General features: G+C 38.6%; 7 protein-coding genes. All 7 read right to left on the bottom strand.

Translation table 11 applies throughout. The features are described 5' to 3' along the window. Positions 1–28 precede the first annotated feature (28 nt). Entirely contained in the window at positions 29–3,283 is a 3,255-nt protein-coding gene (locus tag ASU31_RS21075; protein ID WP_083505466.1) for a SusC/RagA family TonB-linked outer membrane protein, read from the bottom strand. 904 nt (positions 3,284–4,187) lie between these two features. Further along, the gene (locus ASU31_RS21070; RefSeq protein ID WP_057934243.1) at positions 4,188–5,930 is read right to left on the bottom strand and encodes a RagB/SusD family nutrient uptake outer membrane protein; all 1,743 of its coding nucleotides are present in this window, start codon (positions 5,928–5,930) and stop codon (positions 4,188–4,190) included. A gap of 9 nt (positions 5,931–5,939) precedes the next feature. Further along, positions 5,940–9,020, bottom strand: coding sequence for a SusC/RagA family TonB-linked outer membrane protein (locus tag ASU31_RS21065; protein WP_057934242.1), 3,081 nt, complete (start codon positions 9,018–9,020; stop codon positions 5,940–5,942). Between the two features lie 33 nt (positions 9,021–9,053). Beyond that, positions 9,054–10,760, bottom strand: coding sequence for a RagB/SusD family nutrient uptake outer membrane protein (locus tag ASU31_RS21060; protein WP_083505465.1), 1,707 nt, complete (start codon positions 10,758–10,760; stop codon positions 9,054–9,056). Positions 10,761–10,771: 11 nt separating this feature from the next. Beyond that, positions 10,772–13,651, bottom strand: a complete 2,880-nt coding sequence (locus ASU31_RS21055) for a SusC/RagA family TonB-linked outer membrane protein (protein ID WP_057934240.1) — start codon at positions 13,649–13,651, stop codon at positions 10,772–10,774. Between the two features lie 607 nt (positions 13,652–14,258). Next, entirely contained in the window at positions 14,259–16,100 is a 1,842-nt protein-coding gene (locus ASU31_RS21050; RefSeq protein ID WP_057934239.1) for a glycoside hydrolase family 35 protein, read from the bottom strand. Between the two features lie 107 nt (positions 16,101–16,207). Continuing rightward, positions 16,208–16,762, bottom strand: a 555-nt coding sequence (locus ASU31_RS21045; protein ID WP_157258165.1) for a family 43 glycosylhydrolase, incomplete at its 5' end; no start/stop codon positions are given.

Here is a 16,762-nt window from a genome sequence, read left to right as displayed (position 1 = left end):
ATTATCGTTTAAAGCCATGTGTTTCTAATTAAAATGAGGCTCTGACACCTAAATTATATGTGCCCTGAATAGGATATCCTAAGCCCTTGCCACCCATTTCCGGATCCCAGGCTTTAAAGCTGCTGGTATAGCCTACATTGGTTGCACTTACATATAGGCGGAGTGCTGTTAAACCAATCCTTTGAGTTAACCTTTTATTGGCATTGTAAGCGAATTCAACACTTCTCAACCTTAAAAAATTCCCACTTCTCATCCACCAGGTTGAGGTTTGATTAAGATTGTTGCCTTCGCGGCTGTTATTTCTTACAAAGTTGGGGCTCAAACGCGGCCACATGGCATATATATTTCTATTCTCTTCTGACCAATAGCTATCAGAAATAGCTGACAATAATCCATTCTGACTACCTCCGTTTAATACAAATGGGGCAATATTTTCTGAATTGATAAAGAATGAAGAGCGGGCAGAACCTTGAAAGAAGAAACTGAAATCGAAGCTTTTATAGCCGATTGTACCACCAAAACCGTAAATAATTTCGGGCGAGGTTGGAAGACCAATCGGCACCTGATCCTGATCATTAATCAATCCGTCGCCATTTACATCCCGGTATTTGATATCACCACCTCCGTAGTTTAAGCCAGGAGTTCCATCAAATTGCAAAGGAGAGTTTTTGGCCTCATTATCATCAATAAATAAGCGTTCTGCGATGTATCCAAATCTCTGAGTGGTAGGGAGGCCTACGCTTGTTCTGTAATATTCGTTAGCTGGGTACGTTGGCTCATCATTAATCAGGATTTTACTTTTTGCATATGTAAAATTACCTCTCATTTGAACTGACCATCCGTTACCAAAAGATTTATTGAAGGCTGCTGCAAAATCTACCCCTTCATTCTGGGCTTTATTGGTATTGGCTCTAACAGCAGCCTGTAAACCCATTGTGGTAGGAATATAAGTACGTGCAGTTAAAATATTGGAGCGCGTATTTCGGTATACATCAATATTGATATCCAGCGCATTAAAAAACCTAAAGTCTACGCCGAGATTAAGTTGTTCTGATCTCTCCCAGGTAATTAATGGATTAGCGTATCTGCTCACTAATATCCCGCTTTTAGAATAGCCATATTGCTCGCCAAAAGTTGCACCATAATCAAAGTTGTTCATGTTGACTTCCGACATGTAAAAGAAACGATCATCGTCATTTCCAATCTGATCGTTTCCAACAAAACCATAAGTAGCCCTTAACTTCATGCTGTTGATTACTTTTGTTAATGGCTTGAAAAATTCTTCATTAGACAATACATAACCTAAGCCAAATGATGGAAAAAAACCAAAACGGTTATTATCCGCAAAACGTTCTGATCCATTGTAACCAAAGTTGAATTCGGCTAAATATTTATCGTCGTAACCGTATGTTGCTCTACCAGATAAGCCTTGGTTACGGGCTGGAAGCGATAACTGCAAACTTCCGGCATTGCCCGACAAGTAGTTCCGCATGGTTGTAATGAGCATGCCGCTTACTGCATGTTTGCCCCCAAATGTTCTCGCATAATTTAAGGCCAATTCTGCATAAAAAGTTGAGTTTAAAATCTTTCTGCCTTCTGAATAGCCTAAATACTCCGTACCTGTTGCACCTATAGAACCTTGTCCGCCTGGATTTAAAACCTGTAAACCAACACCTCCATTTGGTTGTTCGCTGGCTACGTAATAAAAGGGATTGTAATTTCTGGATACATCGAAATAAGAATACCTTCTTGCATAGGTCATTAAACGTGCATTTAAGCCCTCGGTAAACACTTTTAAATCTTGTTTCAATTCAATTTGAGTTTGTAAGGTTGATGCATTGTACTCAGAATATCCTCTTACCATTTCTGCGTAAGGATTTACATATAATCCGTTATTTGGTGTAATCGCATTTCCAAATAAGGCATGTGTAGTAAAGGGAGATAATTCTGAAGGGTAAACTGACGGAAACAGAACTGGATTAGACCAAATGGTCTGATTAAAAATCCGTTCGCCTCCACTTTGTCCATTGGGTCCTAGTAAAGGACCTGAATAATCATCAAATTGCCCATAAACCCGAATTGCGGCTTTGGTTGTTTTGGTCAAATCTAGATCTACGTTAGAGCGAACAGAATAATTTTTCAACTTTACGTTATTGTTGAAATTGTTCAGTCCCTCAACTTTTAGCACTCCATTATCTATATTGTATGTTCCTGCAACATAAAACCGGGCTTTCTCGCCACCGCCTTGTAAGCTAATATTGTTACGGGTATTTATAGTATAATCTTTAATTAATTGATCGATCCAGTTGTTGCTTGGATATAATAAAGGGTTATCTCCTCTGGCTGTACCATCAATTTTGGTTTGAAGATAAGGTAAAGCGGCCTGAGGGTTTCGCGTTAGTGCTGCCTCATTTGCCATTCTCATATAAGTAATATTATCTGCAAATTGAAAATTCTTTGTGTTTGATGAAACTGCCGTTTCTGACCTAACCGTAAAATTTGTATTACCGGCTTCTCCAGATTTTGTTGTAATTAATACTACACCATTAGCACCACGGGCACCATAAACTGCCGATGCAGTAGCATCTTTTAAAACACTGAATGAGGCGATATCATCTGCCTGCAAGCGGGCCATATCATTCTGTGTAGATTCTATACCATCAATTAAAATCAATGGGTCTTGCTTACCTGTACCAAATGTACCTAAGCCACGAATAAAAAACTGTGCATTATCTGCCCCTGGCTCTCCACTACGCTGATAGGCGATCATACCTGCTACACGCCCTTGCATCATCGTAGTTAGATTACTTGTTGGACCTTTAAGTTCTTTTGGATTAATAGTCGTGATAGAACTGACCATACTTGCCTTTTTCTGGGTACCAAAACCCACTACGGCTACTTCGTCCAAAGAGCCTACATCACTCACTAGCGTTACGTTAATAATATAAATGCCATCTTTATTTGGTAAATAATCTGCCACGATAACCGTTTTGGGTTTGTAACTAATTCCTGTGAACAGCAATTTACCTGACCTGGCCATTTTAATACTATATTTCCCGTCACTATCTGTAGAAATTCCTTTGAGGGTACCAGATACTTTAACGTTTACTCCTGGGATTCCCCCAGATTCGTCTTTAACTATACCGGTTACGGTTACCTCGGTTTGTGCTGCTGCCGTTAAGCAAGAAGTTGTAATTACAAAACAGAATAAAAATTTTAAAATTGACCTAAAGGCAATACTGTGTGGATGGAGCAGTATTTTATTTGGTAGTTTTTTCTTCATAAAAGTGGTTAAAATTGGTTAGGTACATCAATAAGTGAGATCGTAGCTTGCCCTTGCTCAAGACTTGTTGAACCATAAGGAGTTCGATCGATCGAAAATGTTTCGTTGGTAATGTTTAGGAAAACGGCACACGCGGCACCTTATTCTTTCGCATTTTTTATTGTTTTGCCCTTACCAGCAGTAAGGACTTCCTATTTTTGTTTAGGATTTTAAAAGAGTGGAGTAGATTTATCTTTCTTCATAATTTTGGTTTAGGGATTATTTTTTTGTTAAACAGACAATGGGTTCGGACCACATCGTCAAATAATAATTTGAGTTGATAATAATGGGGACATTTTGTTTGGGTTTTTATGATTAGTTAAAGGATTAGGTTTTGCTTCAAAAAATTAGATACAACATTTTCTTTACGCTGCTGTACCCATCAATTATTCTAGGTAGTTAATCTCGAATAATCCGGATTGATCTTATATTCTTATACTTGGTTGAAGCAAATTAACTATAAAAAGTGCGTTTGTAGTGAGGGGTAATACAGTAATAAGTAGGGGTTAAATTGTTATTTTTAGACCATTTCCAGTGATTTTAAGACTTTCAAGAAAACTTAAACGTTTAATTGACGTTTAAGTTAAATCACATATTCAAATCACTTTCCCTTGTTAAGTTAAAAATTGGCTTATACGATCTGCTTTAAATCCGTCTTTTGAAGTGCTTAATCCTATTTTTTGACTAAGGCGCGTAATCAACGTTCTACATCGAAGTTTATCGCCTGATTAGCCATTTAGGCTGCATTGCTTTTAAGGCAAGGGTTCCTATTAGATGTGCTTGCTGATTTGCATATAAATAAAAACTCTCCGAACCTTCATGATAAAAGGTTTGGAGAGTTAAATTAACTATAAACCAGAAGATGTTAATAGCCTGGGTTTTGTAGATAGGAAGGAAGCTTTAAAATTTCGCTCTGCGGAATTGGCAAAAGATAATTTGCGGCACGAAAGTTATGTCTTCTGATCGAATTTGCAATTTGATAATTATACGAAGTACCATCTGTAGAAGTAGAGGTTGTACCACTTTTCGGGGTAATCAACATAACCTTATTGAAAGCGTTTTCAGTTACCTCGGCAATTTTCCATCTCCTCTCGTCGTAAAACCGCATATCTTCAAAAGCCATTTCTGTGCGGCGTTCTTTAATAATCAAATCTCTGAGTTCTACTTGGCTGATATCAGTTTTAATTCCAAATCTGGCATCGGCACCTGGTAAGATACCTGCACGTTCCCTGATCTTGAAAATATAGGTAAGTGCATTGCTAGTTTGTCCCAATTCATTAAGTGCTTCAGCATAATTGAGCAATATTTCTGCGTATCTCATTAAAGGATAACCCCTATCGGCATTGGCACTACCTCCCCATGATACATTCACATCGCACATTTTACGGCCATAGTAGCCAGAAGTTGTTCCGATGCCATTACCATCGCTTGGCGCATTTACATAGGTAAATACAGGAGCCTGGGCACCGCTATTATTGGCATAGAGAGAGCCATTGTAAATAACGGTATAACCGAACCTAGGATCGCGGTTAACATATGGATTGGCGGCATTGTATCCTGATGCCGGATCTGTAATCTGTTTTCCGTTACGCATATCGAACTGATCTACAAGATTTTGAGTTGGTGTTGAATAAAACCCGCCGCTCCGCGAAGGTGGAAGAAAATGGCCTTCAAAATCTTTGTTAGGTCCTTGTGTAAAAGTAAATATTAACTCGCTATTTGCCCTGCTAATGAAGGCTTTATAGAAGCCAAAGCCAGGAGCTGTGGTATTATCTACAACGAGATCGTATTTGTTCATATCAATTACATCTTTTGCGGCCTGTGCTGCTTTTGCCCAACGTGCTGCATCATAAGTAGGATACGCTATTATACTTGCAATTGCACCTGTTTTAACTATACCACCGCCATTAAATAAAGGGCTCGCGGCACTAAGCAATACCCTTGATTTTAAGGCTAGGCACATCCCTTTAGTAATTCTTCCATAATCTTGATCTAACTGATCTAATGGAAGGCTTGCAGCAGCAGCATCACACTCACTTACAATGTAATTTATACAATCTTCATAAGTATTTCTTGGAATATCGATGATATCATCTTTATCAAACAATCTATCGCCAAGAAGTGCAATGCCCCCAAAAGATTTCACTAAATAATGATAATACCATGCACGTAAAAACCTTGCTTCAGCAGCAACGCGTTTTTGTGTGGAAGGGGCTAATGGCGTTGTTGGCAATTTCGACAAAAATAAATTCACCGCACGGATCTGTAAATAAGGCTGAACATAAAAATCGGTCGTTGTGCCCTTTACGACATTTAACGGATTTACGTTTCCGGAATACAAGATCACAGCATACTGTCCCGACCCGCTATAACGGTATTCGGCATCATCAGTAGCTTCATCAAGGTTTCCGTGACTATCCCAGCGGCCTTTGTTAAATGAAAAACCACGCCCCTGGTAAATTCCGTTTAAAAAACCCAATGTTCGTACACTATCGCTAAATACTACTGTTGCATCCTGACCAGCATTCTGTTGATCGAGATAACTCGTAGCTTTTTTGCAGGATATTAACCCTACCAAAATTAAAACAATTAAAATATATCTTTTCATAGCTAAAACTTAAAATGTTACCGATAAACCCATGTTATAGAGCCTTTGTGGTGGATAATTGGTATTTGTGTTGTTACTTGATATTTCTGGATCGTATTCGTATAATGAGCCAAGTTTTGTCCAAGTAATTAAATTTGTACCGTTTACATATATTCTTGCGCCTTTTAACCGAACCTTATTTACCCAACTCTGAGGAATGCCATAACTTAGTTCTATTGATTTTAATCGCAAATAATCACCTCTAACATTCCAAAAATCGGATGGCGCTGTAGGAATAGAAATTGAGTTTGGTGAAGTTGATAGGATAGGATATTTTGCACTTTGGCCAAGTTCTGGGGTCCAGCTTTGTTGATGAATAGCCTGTAAATTAGACCCAAATGCTTGGATAGATTCACGGATGCCAGCAACATTAAAATTCAATGCGCCTTGAAAAAGCACATTCAAACTTAAAGTTTTATAGTTTGCACTTAGATTGAAACCTACGATTGTATTAGGTGTATTTGAATATCCAAAATAAGACTGGTCAGCATCTGTAATTGCACCATCGCCATTTAAATCTGCATATTTGATATCCCCAGGTTTTACTCCTGTTAAAGGCTTGGCACTATTTGCTACATCAGCTGCATCCTGGTAAAAACCTACAAATTTAAACTGTCTGGGTGTGTTGATCGGATTACCGGTATATTGTTGATATGGAAATAATGGTAAGGCCTCATCCTGGAAAACAATTTTATTTTTAGCCACAGAGATATTACCGCCAACACGATAATTAAATTCTTTACCAATCTTATCATTATAGGCAATTTCGAGCTCAAAACCTCTATTGTTGGTTTTTCCAAGATTAACTGGCGGTAAAGATTGTCCAAACACATAAGACACTGTACCCCTATTGGTTAAAATATCATACCTATTATCGTTAAACACATCAAGTGTTGAAGTAACACGTCCTTTAAACATGGTTAGATCCATACCGATATTTAGCTTCTTAACTTTCTCCCAGGTTACATCAGAGTTGGCTAAACGCCCTTCGAATATGGCATTATAGGCATTATGAGAAGTTCCATATGAAACGTTTCCACTGTTATTGTATGTTTGTAAGTAAGCATAGGCATAGTTACCAATATCATCCGTTCCTACAAGGCCATAAGATGCCCTGAATTTTAAACGATCAACAAATTTTATGTTTCCTTTAAAAAATTTTTCCTCCGAAATGTTATAGCCAATTGATCCGGCAGGGAAAAAGCCATACTTTTTACCTGAGGCAAAAACCTCTGATTTATTATAACCGGCATTAAATTCTGCTAAATATTTTCCTTTATAGTCGTACCCCACGCGACCAGAAAAACCACTTGTTGGTACTGGGATAAAATTTAAAATCCGATTTGTATTGGCAGGGTCTCTATATCCAAAAAAGCTTCTGTTGTTATATAATGCCAACCCCGATATATGGTGTGAGCCGAATGTGCGATCGTAGTTTAATGAAGCCTGTGGATTAATGGTTCTGGTGGTAGACCCTGGGCTATAGTTTAATGTGTAGGTACCTACCCTGAATACGTTTGGATCTTTAGGTGTATAAGTTCCATCAGTGGGATTATAAATAAATGCGGGAAAAGTTCCTCTTGATAATCCCCTGGTGTAAGTATAAGTGCTACCATAAGCAATTGCCCCTCTTAAAGAAAGTCCTTGTGTGATGAAATCGAGTTTTTGTGTAGCGGCGGCATTTATATTCATGTTGTTCTCGAAATCTCTGCTATAACCTCCCAGTGTTAATGCCTGTACAATATTTGGCGATGAGTAGCGGTTTGGCTGTGCATAGCTGTAACCATAGCTTCCATCAGGGTTGTTAATTGGATAAGCAAATGGTGCCAGCGTTAAAAAACTGTTGTAAAAATAAAATATATTCTGAATACCGTTGATATTAGGGATTACCGGATTGTTTCGTTCTCCTATATTCCCAAATAAATCGAGTTTAACGTTTAAGGTTTTTGTTGCCTTAATATCAATATTAGAGCGGTAATTGTATCTTTTGTAATAAAAATTGTTGTTTACATCCTCACCGGCTCCAAAATCATTTAATATACCATTTTGGGTAACCATACCTAATGATGCGAAGTATTTTACCACATCGTTACCTCCACTAATATCGAAGTTGTTGCGCCATTGGTAACTGAACTTGCGGAATAAAACCTCTTTCCAGTTTACATCGGGGTGGCCATAAGGATCATCGCCCGTTTTCCAATGTTCGAGATCGGCAGCAGTGTATTGCACAGGTAAGCCATCGTTTATTCTTGCCTGGTTAAAAAGCTTTGCTGATTCATAAGCATCAAGAAAGTTAGGTAACCTTGTTGGCTGTGAAAGGGCATATTCGCTACGAAAAGTAATGTTCGGTGGCCCTACAACTCCACGTCTGGTGGTAACCAAAACTACACCATTGGCACCTTTAATACCATAAACAGCTGTTGTCGACGCGTCTTTCAATATACTTAGGCTTTCAATTTCATTCGCATCTAAACGGGCAAATTGTGCATAGGTAAACTCGATATCATCTACAATAATAAGTGGTTGGTTAGAGCCTGTGTAAGAGCCTGTTCCACGAATAAAAAATGTTGCGCCATCAGATCCGGGCTGACCACTGGTTTGCTGGGAACTAAAACCTGGTAATCGGCCTGCTAAAGTGTTCTGCAAACTTGCCGAAGGGTTTCTTCGAATATCCTGCCCCGATACAGAACTAATTGCTCCTGTTAAGGTGGCTTTCTTAGTGGTTCCATAACCTACAACCACCACCTCTTCTAGCCCCTTTACATCAGACTCTAATAAAATGTTAATATTAGCTGACTGACCCACTGTTACTTCTTTTGCCAGATAACCAATGGCATTCACAACCAGAATATGGCTTTTACCTCTCAAGGTAATCCGAAATTTACCATCTGTTCCCGTAGATGCACCGTTACCCGGAACATCTTTTTCAATAATGCTTGCGCCAGGGATACCGCCATCCTTATCGCTAACCTGGCCCTGTATGTTAACATTTTGTGCAAAGAGAAACTTCGACAAAATGGTAAATGCTAAAAAGAATATATATTTTCTCATAAATGCTTTCAGTTTTAACTTATTTGTGAATAATTACCAACCTTCATTCTGTATCAGGCTTCTGTTTCTGATCACCTCTGAATAAGGGATAGGCATTAGGTAAAACCGCTGATTAAATGTTGTATTTGCTACTGTATATGGCGCATATGTTAAAGCGCCTGCTGGTGATCTGGTGATCAGTGTACCGTGAAGCGAGCCGTTTAAAACCTGAGCAGCAATTTTCCATCGTCTGATATCCCAGAAGCGTTGTTCCTCAAAGGCCATCTCAATCCGTCTTTCGTTCTGGATAAAAGCACGCATAGCTTCCTGAGACATTCCTGCTTTAATCCCATAGGTATCTGTACCTGTTCCGGCGGTAATCCCCGCCCTTAAGCGGAGCGACCTTAATGGTGCGTAGGCATCGGTTGTTCTACCCACTTCGTTTAAGCATTCTGCGTAATCAAGCAATACTCCGCCATAGCGAAAAATAACATAGTTGTGATCTTGGGTAGCATAGGCTGTTGCAGCAGAAAAATCTGCCATGTATTTCTTTAAGTAATAACCTGTTCTTGTTTGCACGGCTACACCTCCCGGTTTATCTTTACCACCTTCAAAGGTTTCAACATTGCGGCTCAGCCATCTGATACCATTATAAAAAACAGTATTATCTAACCTTTTATCTCTTCCAGCATAAGGATTAGATGCTACATAACCAGAAGCCGGATCTGTGATACTTAGTCCATTTAACATCGGAAATGCATCTACCAGCTCTTGTGTTGGACTGGTTAAACCATTACTTAAAGGAGTGGTATAACCTATTGGAGCATTATTGGTCTCCAGATCAAAAGTTTTTGCTCTTTGTTTTGCCAATATTACCTCTGTATTTTTTCTACCAATAAAAGCAGCGTTAAATGCTGTGGTGAGTTGATAAGCGTTTAAATTGATTAATTCCTGTGCTGCATTTAAAGCTAATGTCCATCTTCCAGCATCAAATGTAGGATAACCTGCTAAAGCTTTTTTTGTAGGATCCCCTGCTGTTCCACCGCCGTTAAAAAGTGGACTGGCCGCATAAAGCAAAACTCTTGCTTTCAGCGCATAGGCAGCACCACGTGTAATTCTACCTAAGTCAGAGTCTGCAACCGGTTCAACACGCAATAAACCTTTAATGGCATCGCATTCGCTTACCAAATAATTGATACATTGTTCGAAAGTATTGCGTGGAATCTGTAAATTATCATCCTGAGATAATACTTTATCACCAATTAACGGTACGCCTCCATATCTTTTAATCATTTCAAAATAATTCATTGCTCTGATAAAGCGTGCCTCAGCTTTCCAATACTGAATTGTTTTTGGTGCATTGGCATCAACCGGAACTACATCTACATTGGCCAAGAAATCGTTAGCGGCACGAATTGCACGGTATGCTGCTGCCCAGTTATCATCTGGATTATTGGTTGAATTTAACCTGCCATTTTTGTAATATTCTACCACCTTATTTTGTACCGATGGAATTGCATCGTCACTTCCGGCATCAAGAAAATCGCCTACAGCATTGTCTCCGTCTGCCCTCACCCTATTAAAACCGTCAGGTAATGAAGTATATAAATCTGAAAGTACTTGTCTGGCAAAATCACCGTTTTTATCAAGCGGATCGTAAACATTATCTCTTTTAATCCCCTGTAAAGGTGTTTCTTCATATTTTTTGCATGATGCCATCCCTATTAGGATCACCATCACAGCCATTATTCTCGTATTCATCTATTTAAAGATTAAAATTTAACACTTAAACCACCATTAATAACCCTTTGAATTGGGTATACACCTCCGTTAGTTTCTGGATCAACTCTATCAAAAGAAGCACTTGTAAACAAGTTTGTACCGTTTACAAATAATCTGATACTCGAAACTTTTACTTTATTGGTAAATCGTGGTGAAATGGTATAGCCCAGTTCGATATTTTTCAATCGCAGGTAACTACCACTATGCATCCAGAAAGAAGAAACAATGTTATTGTTAAAATTATTACCAACTGTAACTCTCGGGTAGGTTGCAGTTGCTGCAGTTGCCGGAGTCCATCGACCTAAGTTATGCTCATATGCCTGCCCAAAGCCACCATTCTGAAATTCCCATTCACTGTTACCCGTTAGCAATAAGTTTCTGTTTGCAACCCCTTGCAACAATACACTAAAATCGAAGCCTGAGTAAGAGAAGCCAATATTTGCTCCATAGTAAACCAATGGTTTATCTGTACCAATCTTAGCCTGGTCGAACTGGTCAATAACGCCATCGTTATTTAAGTCTTTATATTTAATATCACCAGGAACAGGATTATATCCTGCAATTTTAGCAGTGGCATTGATTTCTGCCTGCGATTGAAAAAGACCATCAGCGATATAGCCAAATTGCTGCCCTACAGGTTGCCCAGTACGGCTTTGATAACTATATTCTCTAAAAACTTCATTCTGATAAATTACTTTTGATTTTAAAGTACTGGCATTACCAGAAATGAAATAGCTAAAATCGCCGAAAGATTGCTGCCAATTTAACTGAAGTTCAAATCCACTATAACGATTGACACCTACATTTAGGTTTCTTACCGTTGTACCTACAATGCTTGATAAATTAGGCGAAGTAAGCAGATCTGAGTATTTGTTATTGAAATATTCGGCCTGTAAAAACAAATGATTGCTAAATAATGTGGTTTTTAAGCCTAAATTTAATTTATCTCCTTTTTCCCAGGTTACGTTTGGATTTGCCAATACATCCTGACGTAAAGCAGAACTGCTCGAAGCACTTGTACCAAAGAAATACGAACTTGGGCTGCCTACATAAAATTGCTGGAAAACAAAATAACCCGCAGCATCGTTACCGGTACGTCCGTAACTGGCAAATAACTTCAGATCATTTAACCAAGAAAATTTAGGCATGAATTTTTCTTTAGTAATGTTCCAACTCAAACCTGCCGCCGGAAAGAATCCCATAGGAGATCCTTTTGGATACCTATTGGTTTTGTTAAGTCCGAATGCTACTTCTGCAGTATAACGCTCATCGAAACTGTAGGAGGCCCTACCAGAACCGCCATAATAATTCAAGCTAAGGTCTCCCCCACTGTTTACATTGTCGCTGGTTGCCCTAATTTGAGCATCAATCTGGTGCAGACCAAAATTTCTTTTATAGCCTACTGCTCCTTCGACATATGATTGTCTGTTTTGATAATCGGTTGATGTGTTATTATTTTGTGTTCCATTTACACCAAAAAGCTGGTATGATGCTGTTGAACCTGTACCAGTTTGTTTAAAAACAGCAAATGACTTACTTCTATCCGTATTTTCAGATAGGCCAGAATAAAACGAAACCAACGCTTGTGCCCATAAGCCTGGTACAATGTCATCTAAATTTCTTCTTAATGTTAAGTCGGTAATGATATCCCGTCTGTAATTTAAACGATAGCCCGAGTTAACAGTTTGTGCATAAATATTATTTTGGAATTGCGTATTGCCCCCATAACTACCGTTTTCGTTAAAAATCGGATATGCATTGTTTGGGGTATTAAGGATAGATGTAAAAATATTGGCTGCAGTACTTCCTGGTTGGGTATAATTCCCAATTCGGCCAAAAAGGTGAAGTCCTAGTATCATTTTCGGCGTTAGGTTAATATCTACGTTAGAACGAACCGTATAATTGCTGAAACTCGTATTGGTAGAATACTCGTTTAAATCACTTTCTTTAAATTGTCCCTTTTGATTCTGATACTCTAAGCCAACATAATACCTGGCAGTATTTCCTCCACCACGAAAATTAAGATCATAACGGCTAAACGTAGATCTATCTTTCATTACCTCGTCTTGCCAATTCACATCTGGATGGCCAATTGGATCAGATCCTGTTCTGAATGCATCAAGATCAGATTGTGTGTAAACAGGTTGGTCGCCACTATTTCTTCTGGCTTCGTTGTATAAGTTAGCATAATCAAAGGCACCTAATGTTTTGGGCATTTTAAGTGGACTTTGAAAACCAGTTTGAGCTGTTAACGAAATTTGCTGTGCACCAACAAAGCCCTTTTTTGTGGTTATTGCAATTGCACCACCTGATGACCTCAGTCCTAACATTGCAGTAGAAACAGCATCTTTAAGTACAGTAACAGACTCGATCTCTTCCAGATCTATCATTGTGAGATCTCTTGGTATACCATCAATAAGAACAATTGGATTTTGACCTCTTAACAATACCGATACTTCATCCAACCCCGGGCGGCCACTGGTTTGATTGGTGTACAAGCCCGCCAACCGACCAGTTAGTGCATTCTTTACACTAGTTACAGTTGATTTGATAAGATCATTGTTATATACCGCCTGTGTTGAAGCTGTTGTTAAATCTGGTGATAACTTAATGTCGTTAGTTAACACTACTTTTTTTTGCATCATCACCATGATATTATTGCCATCAATTCGGATAATCTGATTTAAATTTCCGTTAGCGATATATTCCTTCAGCAGTTTACCATTGTATTGAACACGTATTATGTCATTCTTATTCGAATTTAGTTTTGCTGTTCCGGTGCTGTCTGTTTTAGCATTGTTTTTGAGACTTGTGTTTGAAACATCTGCGCCCTTTAATGGGAAATCGTTCCCATCAAGGATTGTAAACATGACGCTCTTAAGTTGGGTACTATCTTGTCGATTTATTAAATTTCGTGCGTTTGCACAGCTCTGATTACCAAAAATCAAAAAGGCCCATGATATAAATATGAACCCTAGGTTTTTAAGCGTTTTTTTTTCACTCATAATTTTATATTAGTTAGTTGTATTACACAATACACACACTATTTGGGAGCATGTTGCTATTCGGGAGTATATTATGTTGGTTTATAAATTAAAGGCGCCGGTAAAGTATGAACCATACAGGTTTCCGTTAAAGTATGTCGTTGTATTATCCCAAATTTATCTTAGGTTAGAAGCTTGGGTGCTTAATTAGGATACAACCGAACTAGATCAGTAGTAAATATTTTTTCATATTGCTAATAGTTAGTTTATTATTGAATAAGGAGGGACAGTTTAGGATTGATTAAAAAATGAGCTCAAGGCCATTAGTCTGATCTGCTATAAAAATTACTCATGGAATAAGGATTTGGCTTTAACAAAGTAACCACTTATAACCCCGATGGAGTGAGGGGTAATACGGTAATAAGTAGGGGTTAAATCGTTACTTTTTGTTAAAATTTGGCCTTTAACCCCTATTATTAAGATTTTTAAACGTTTAATCTACGTTTAATTTTTTAATCGTATTTAAAATTGGTTGATCAATTGCTTTTAAAATATGCTGATCAGGTTTAATCAGTTCTAAAACGGCGATATCATTTTTGCCTTTTTTTAACCATTCCTGCGGGATATAAAGCGTTTGCTGCGGACCAATAGCCCAATACTTTCCTAAGTTGTGCCCGTTAACCCAAACTACTCCTTTTCCCCAATCAGTCATATCTAAATAGGTATCTGCAACGGTCGAAATTTGGAAAGATCCTTTTTGTAATGTTGGTCCGTTTCCAGTTGTTCTTGATGGAGTAGTTTTAGTAGTATAACTATTGATGTTGCTAAAAGGAAAGCCATACATCGACCAGTTTTTAACTTCAGCCCCATCAAAAGTTACCTGTTCGGTAATTCCTTTTTTGTTCTCTAACAAATACTTCCCAAAGTTTATCCGACCCATGTTTTCTACAAAAATATCGAGCTGTACTTCGCCTTTCGGGAGTGTTAATGCCAAAGTATTTTGGTTTAACCTACGGTCTAAAATACCTGCCCTTTTCTGGTTGATAAAAATCAGCGCATAATCCCGTAGTTGCTTAATTTGAAGTTCTCCTTTTTTACCGCCCTTAATGGTAGTACGGTAGAGCACATAACCATAATCCTGGCTAAGATCCTCGAAAGTTAACGGCGTGCTATTTTTCACTGCTTTTGGCAGCGCATTAAACAAAGCTACTTTACTCTCCAGTTTAAAAGGTGCAATAGCGATACTTGGTTTAGCAGTTGGGATTGGAGGTAAGCTTTGTCCCGCTGGAAGATGTTTTTCAATTACACTTCTAAAAGCCCTGAATTTTTCAGTTACGTTTCCAGCCTCATTTAAAGGCGCATCGTAATCATAACTACTGGTTTGTGGCTCGTACGGTGAAATATCTTTATAGTTTGCCCCATTCATAAAATCGCGGGTTGTACCGCCATGGAACATGTACATATTGATCGAAATGCCTGCTGCTAAAACAGAATCTAACTTTTTGGTGTATTGCACTGCAGGAACGGTGTGATGAGGTGTTCCCCACCAATCAAACCATGCCGGGTACCACTCAGCTATAAAATATGGGCCTTTTCCATTATGGTTCTCATTTACCAACTGCCTAATTTTTGCCGGATTATCGATTCCGTTTACGGCTGGCAGTAATCCGTCTAAATGTCCATCTTTTACATCAGCAGCAGGATCACAAGTGTAAAGCAATCCATCAAAACCTGCTTCGATAAACATTTTTCGGTTGATATCTAAATAATTTTTATCAGCAGCGTAAGAGCCGTATTCGTTCTCTACCTGTACCATAATAATATTACCACCATGGTTAATCTGTAATGGTGCCAACTGTTTTCCTACTTCGATAATATACTTCTTATACTCATCTAAATATTGTTTTTCGGTACTTCTTACCACAAGACCTTTTTCGTTCTGTAGCCAATAAGGATAACCACCAAATTCCCATTCGGCACAAATGTAAGGACTTGGTCTTAAGATAACCCAAAGGCCTTCTTCTTGGGCAATTTTCACAAATTCGGCAATGTTGTTATTGCCCGAAAAATCGAATTTCCCTTTTTGTGGTTCGTGCAGATTCCAGAATACGTAGGTACCAATGGTATTTAGTCCCATTGCTTTGGCCATTTTCATACGGGCGCGCCAGGCTTCTTTTGGTACCCGGGGATAATGTAACTCGCCAGAAATAATCTGAAAGGGTTTTTCATCTAGTAGAAAGGTTGTTTCTCCTAGCTTAAACGTATGTTTAGCTTGCTGGCCAAAAGCTGATAAGGAGAAACATATCGCCACCAACCATAATAATTTTGCTTTCATTTTTTAAAGTTGTTTTAAGATGACCCGAATTTTGGGCAAAAAGAATCCCATTTGCGTATTTTTACGCAATTCATCATCTAGATTTATATAAAAATTTTGTTTTTTCTCTACTTTTTAAACACGCTCAGATCCCATTCATCTGCCCAGTTTATCGAAATTTTATCATTCTCAAATTTGATCGGCAACCATAAGTAACGGCCATCAATGGCGTTTTTCGGCTCCCATTTATCGGCCATAAAAATAAATTCTCCTTTTTTGCCTGGTGCTGGCAATACATGTGTACTCTGCCCGCCATAGGTTAGCTTAGCACCTTCGCCCTGGCATGGATTCCCCATATAAGTCCAAGGTCCCCAGATGGAGCTTGCTTTGAACCATCTTGCCGGATTTGGCGCCCAACCTGTACAGCCCGAACCAACCATATAGTAAATTCCGTTTTTCTTAAACAAAGCTGGTGCTTCTGTTTGCTGCCCCACATAAATTCTGATAAATTTTCCGGTATGCCCTAAATAATCAGGGGTTAACTCAGCTAAATGCAGTGTAAAATTTTCTTCTGAAGAGAATACATGATAGGCTTTTCCATCATCGTCTACGAAAACGGTCATATCTCTCGCCATTTGACCACCAGGCAAATCCCTACAGAAAAAGCCATCACTTTTATTGGC

Source organism: Pedobacter ginsenosidimutans, assembly GCF_001442625.1.
GTDB classification, from domain to species: domain Bacteria; phylum Bacteroidota; class Bacteroidia; order Sphingobacteriales; family Sphingobacteriaceae; genus Pedobacter; species Pedobacter ginsenosidimutans.
This window is presented reverse-complemented; position numbering and strand designations above follow the sequence as displayed.

Coding starts and splice junctions, on each gene's coding strand:
- ASU31_RS21075 (WP_083505466.1), bottom strand. CDS start 3,283: ATGAAGAAAAAACTACCAAATAAAATACTGCTCCATCCACACAGTATT.
- ASU31_RS21070 (WP_057934243.1), bottom strand. CDS start 5,930: ATGAAAAGATATATTTTAATTGTTTTAATTTTGGTAGGGTTAATATCC.
- ASU31_RS21065 (WP_057934242.1), bottom strand. CDS start 9,020: ATGAGAAAATATATATTCTTTTTAGCATTTACCATTTTGTCGAAGTTT.
- ASU31_RS21060 (WP_083505465.1), bottom strand. CDS start 10,760: ATGAATACGAGAATAATGGCTGTGATGGTGATCCTAATAGGGATGGCA.
- ASU31_RS21055 (WP_057934240.1), bottom strand. CDS start 13,651: ATGTTTACAATCCTTGATGGGAACGATTTCCCATTAAAGGGCGCAGAT.
- ASU31_RS21050 (WP_057934239.1), bottom strand. CDS start 16,100: ATGAAAGCAAAATTATTATGGTTGGTGGCGATATGTTTCTCCTTATCA.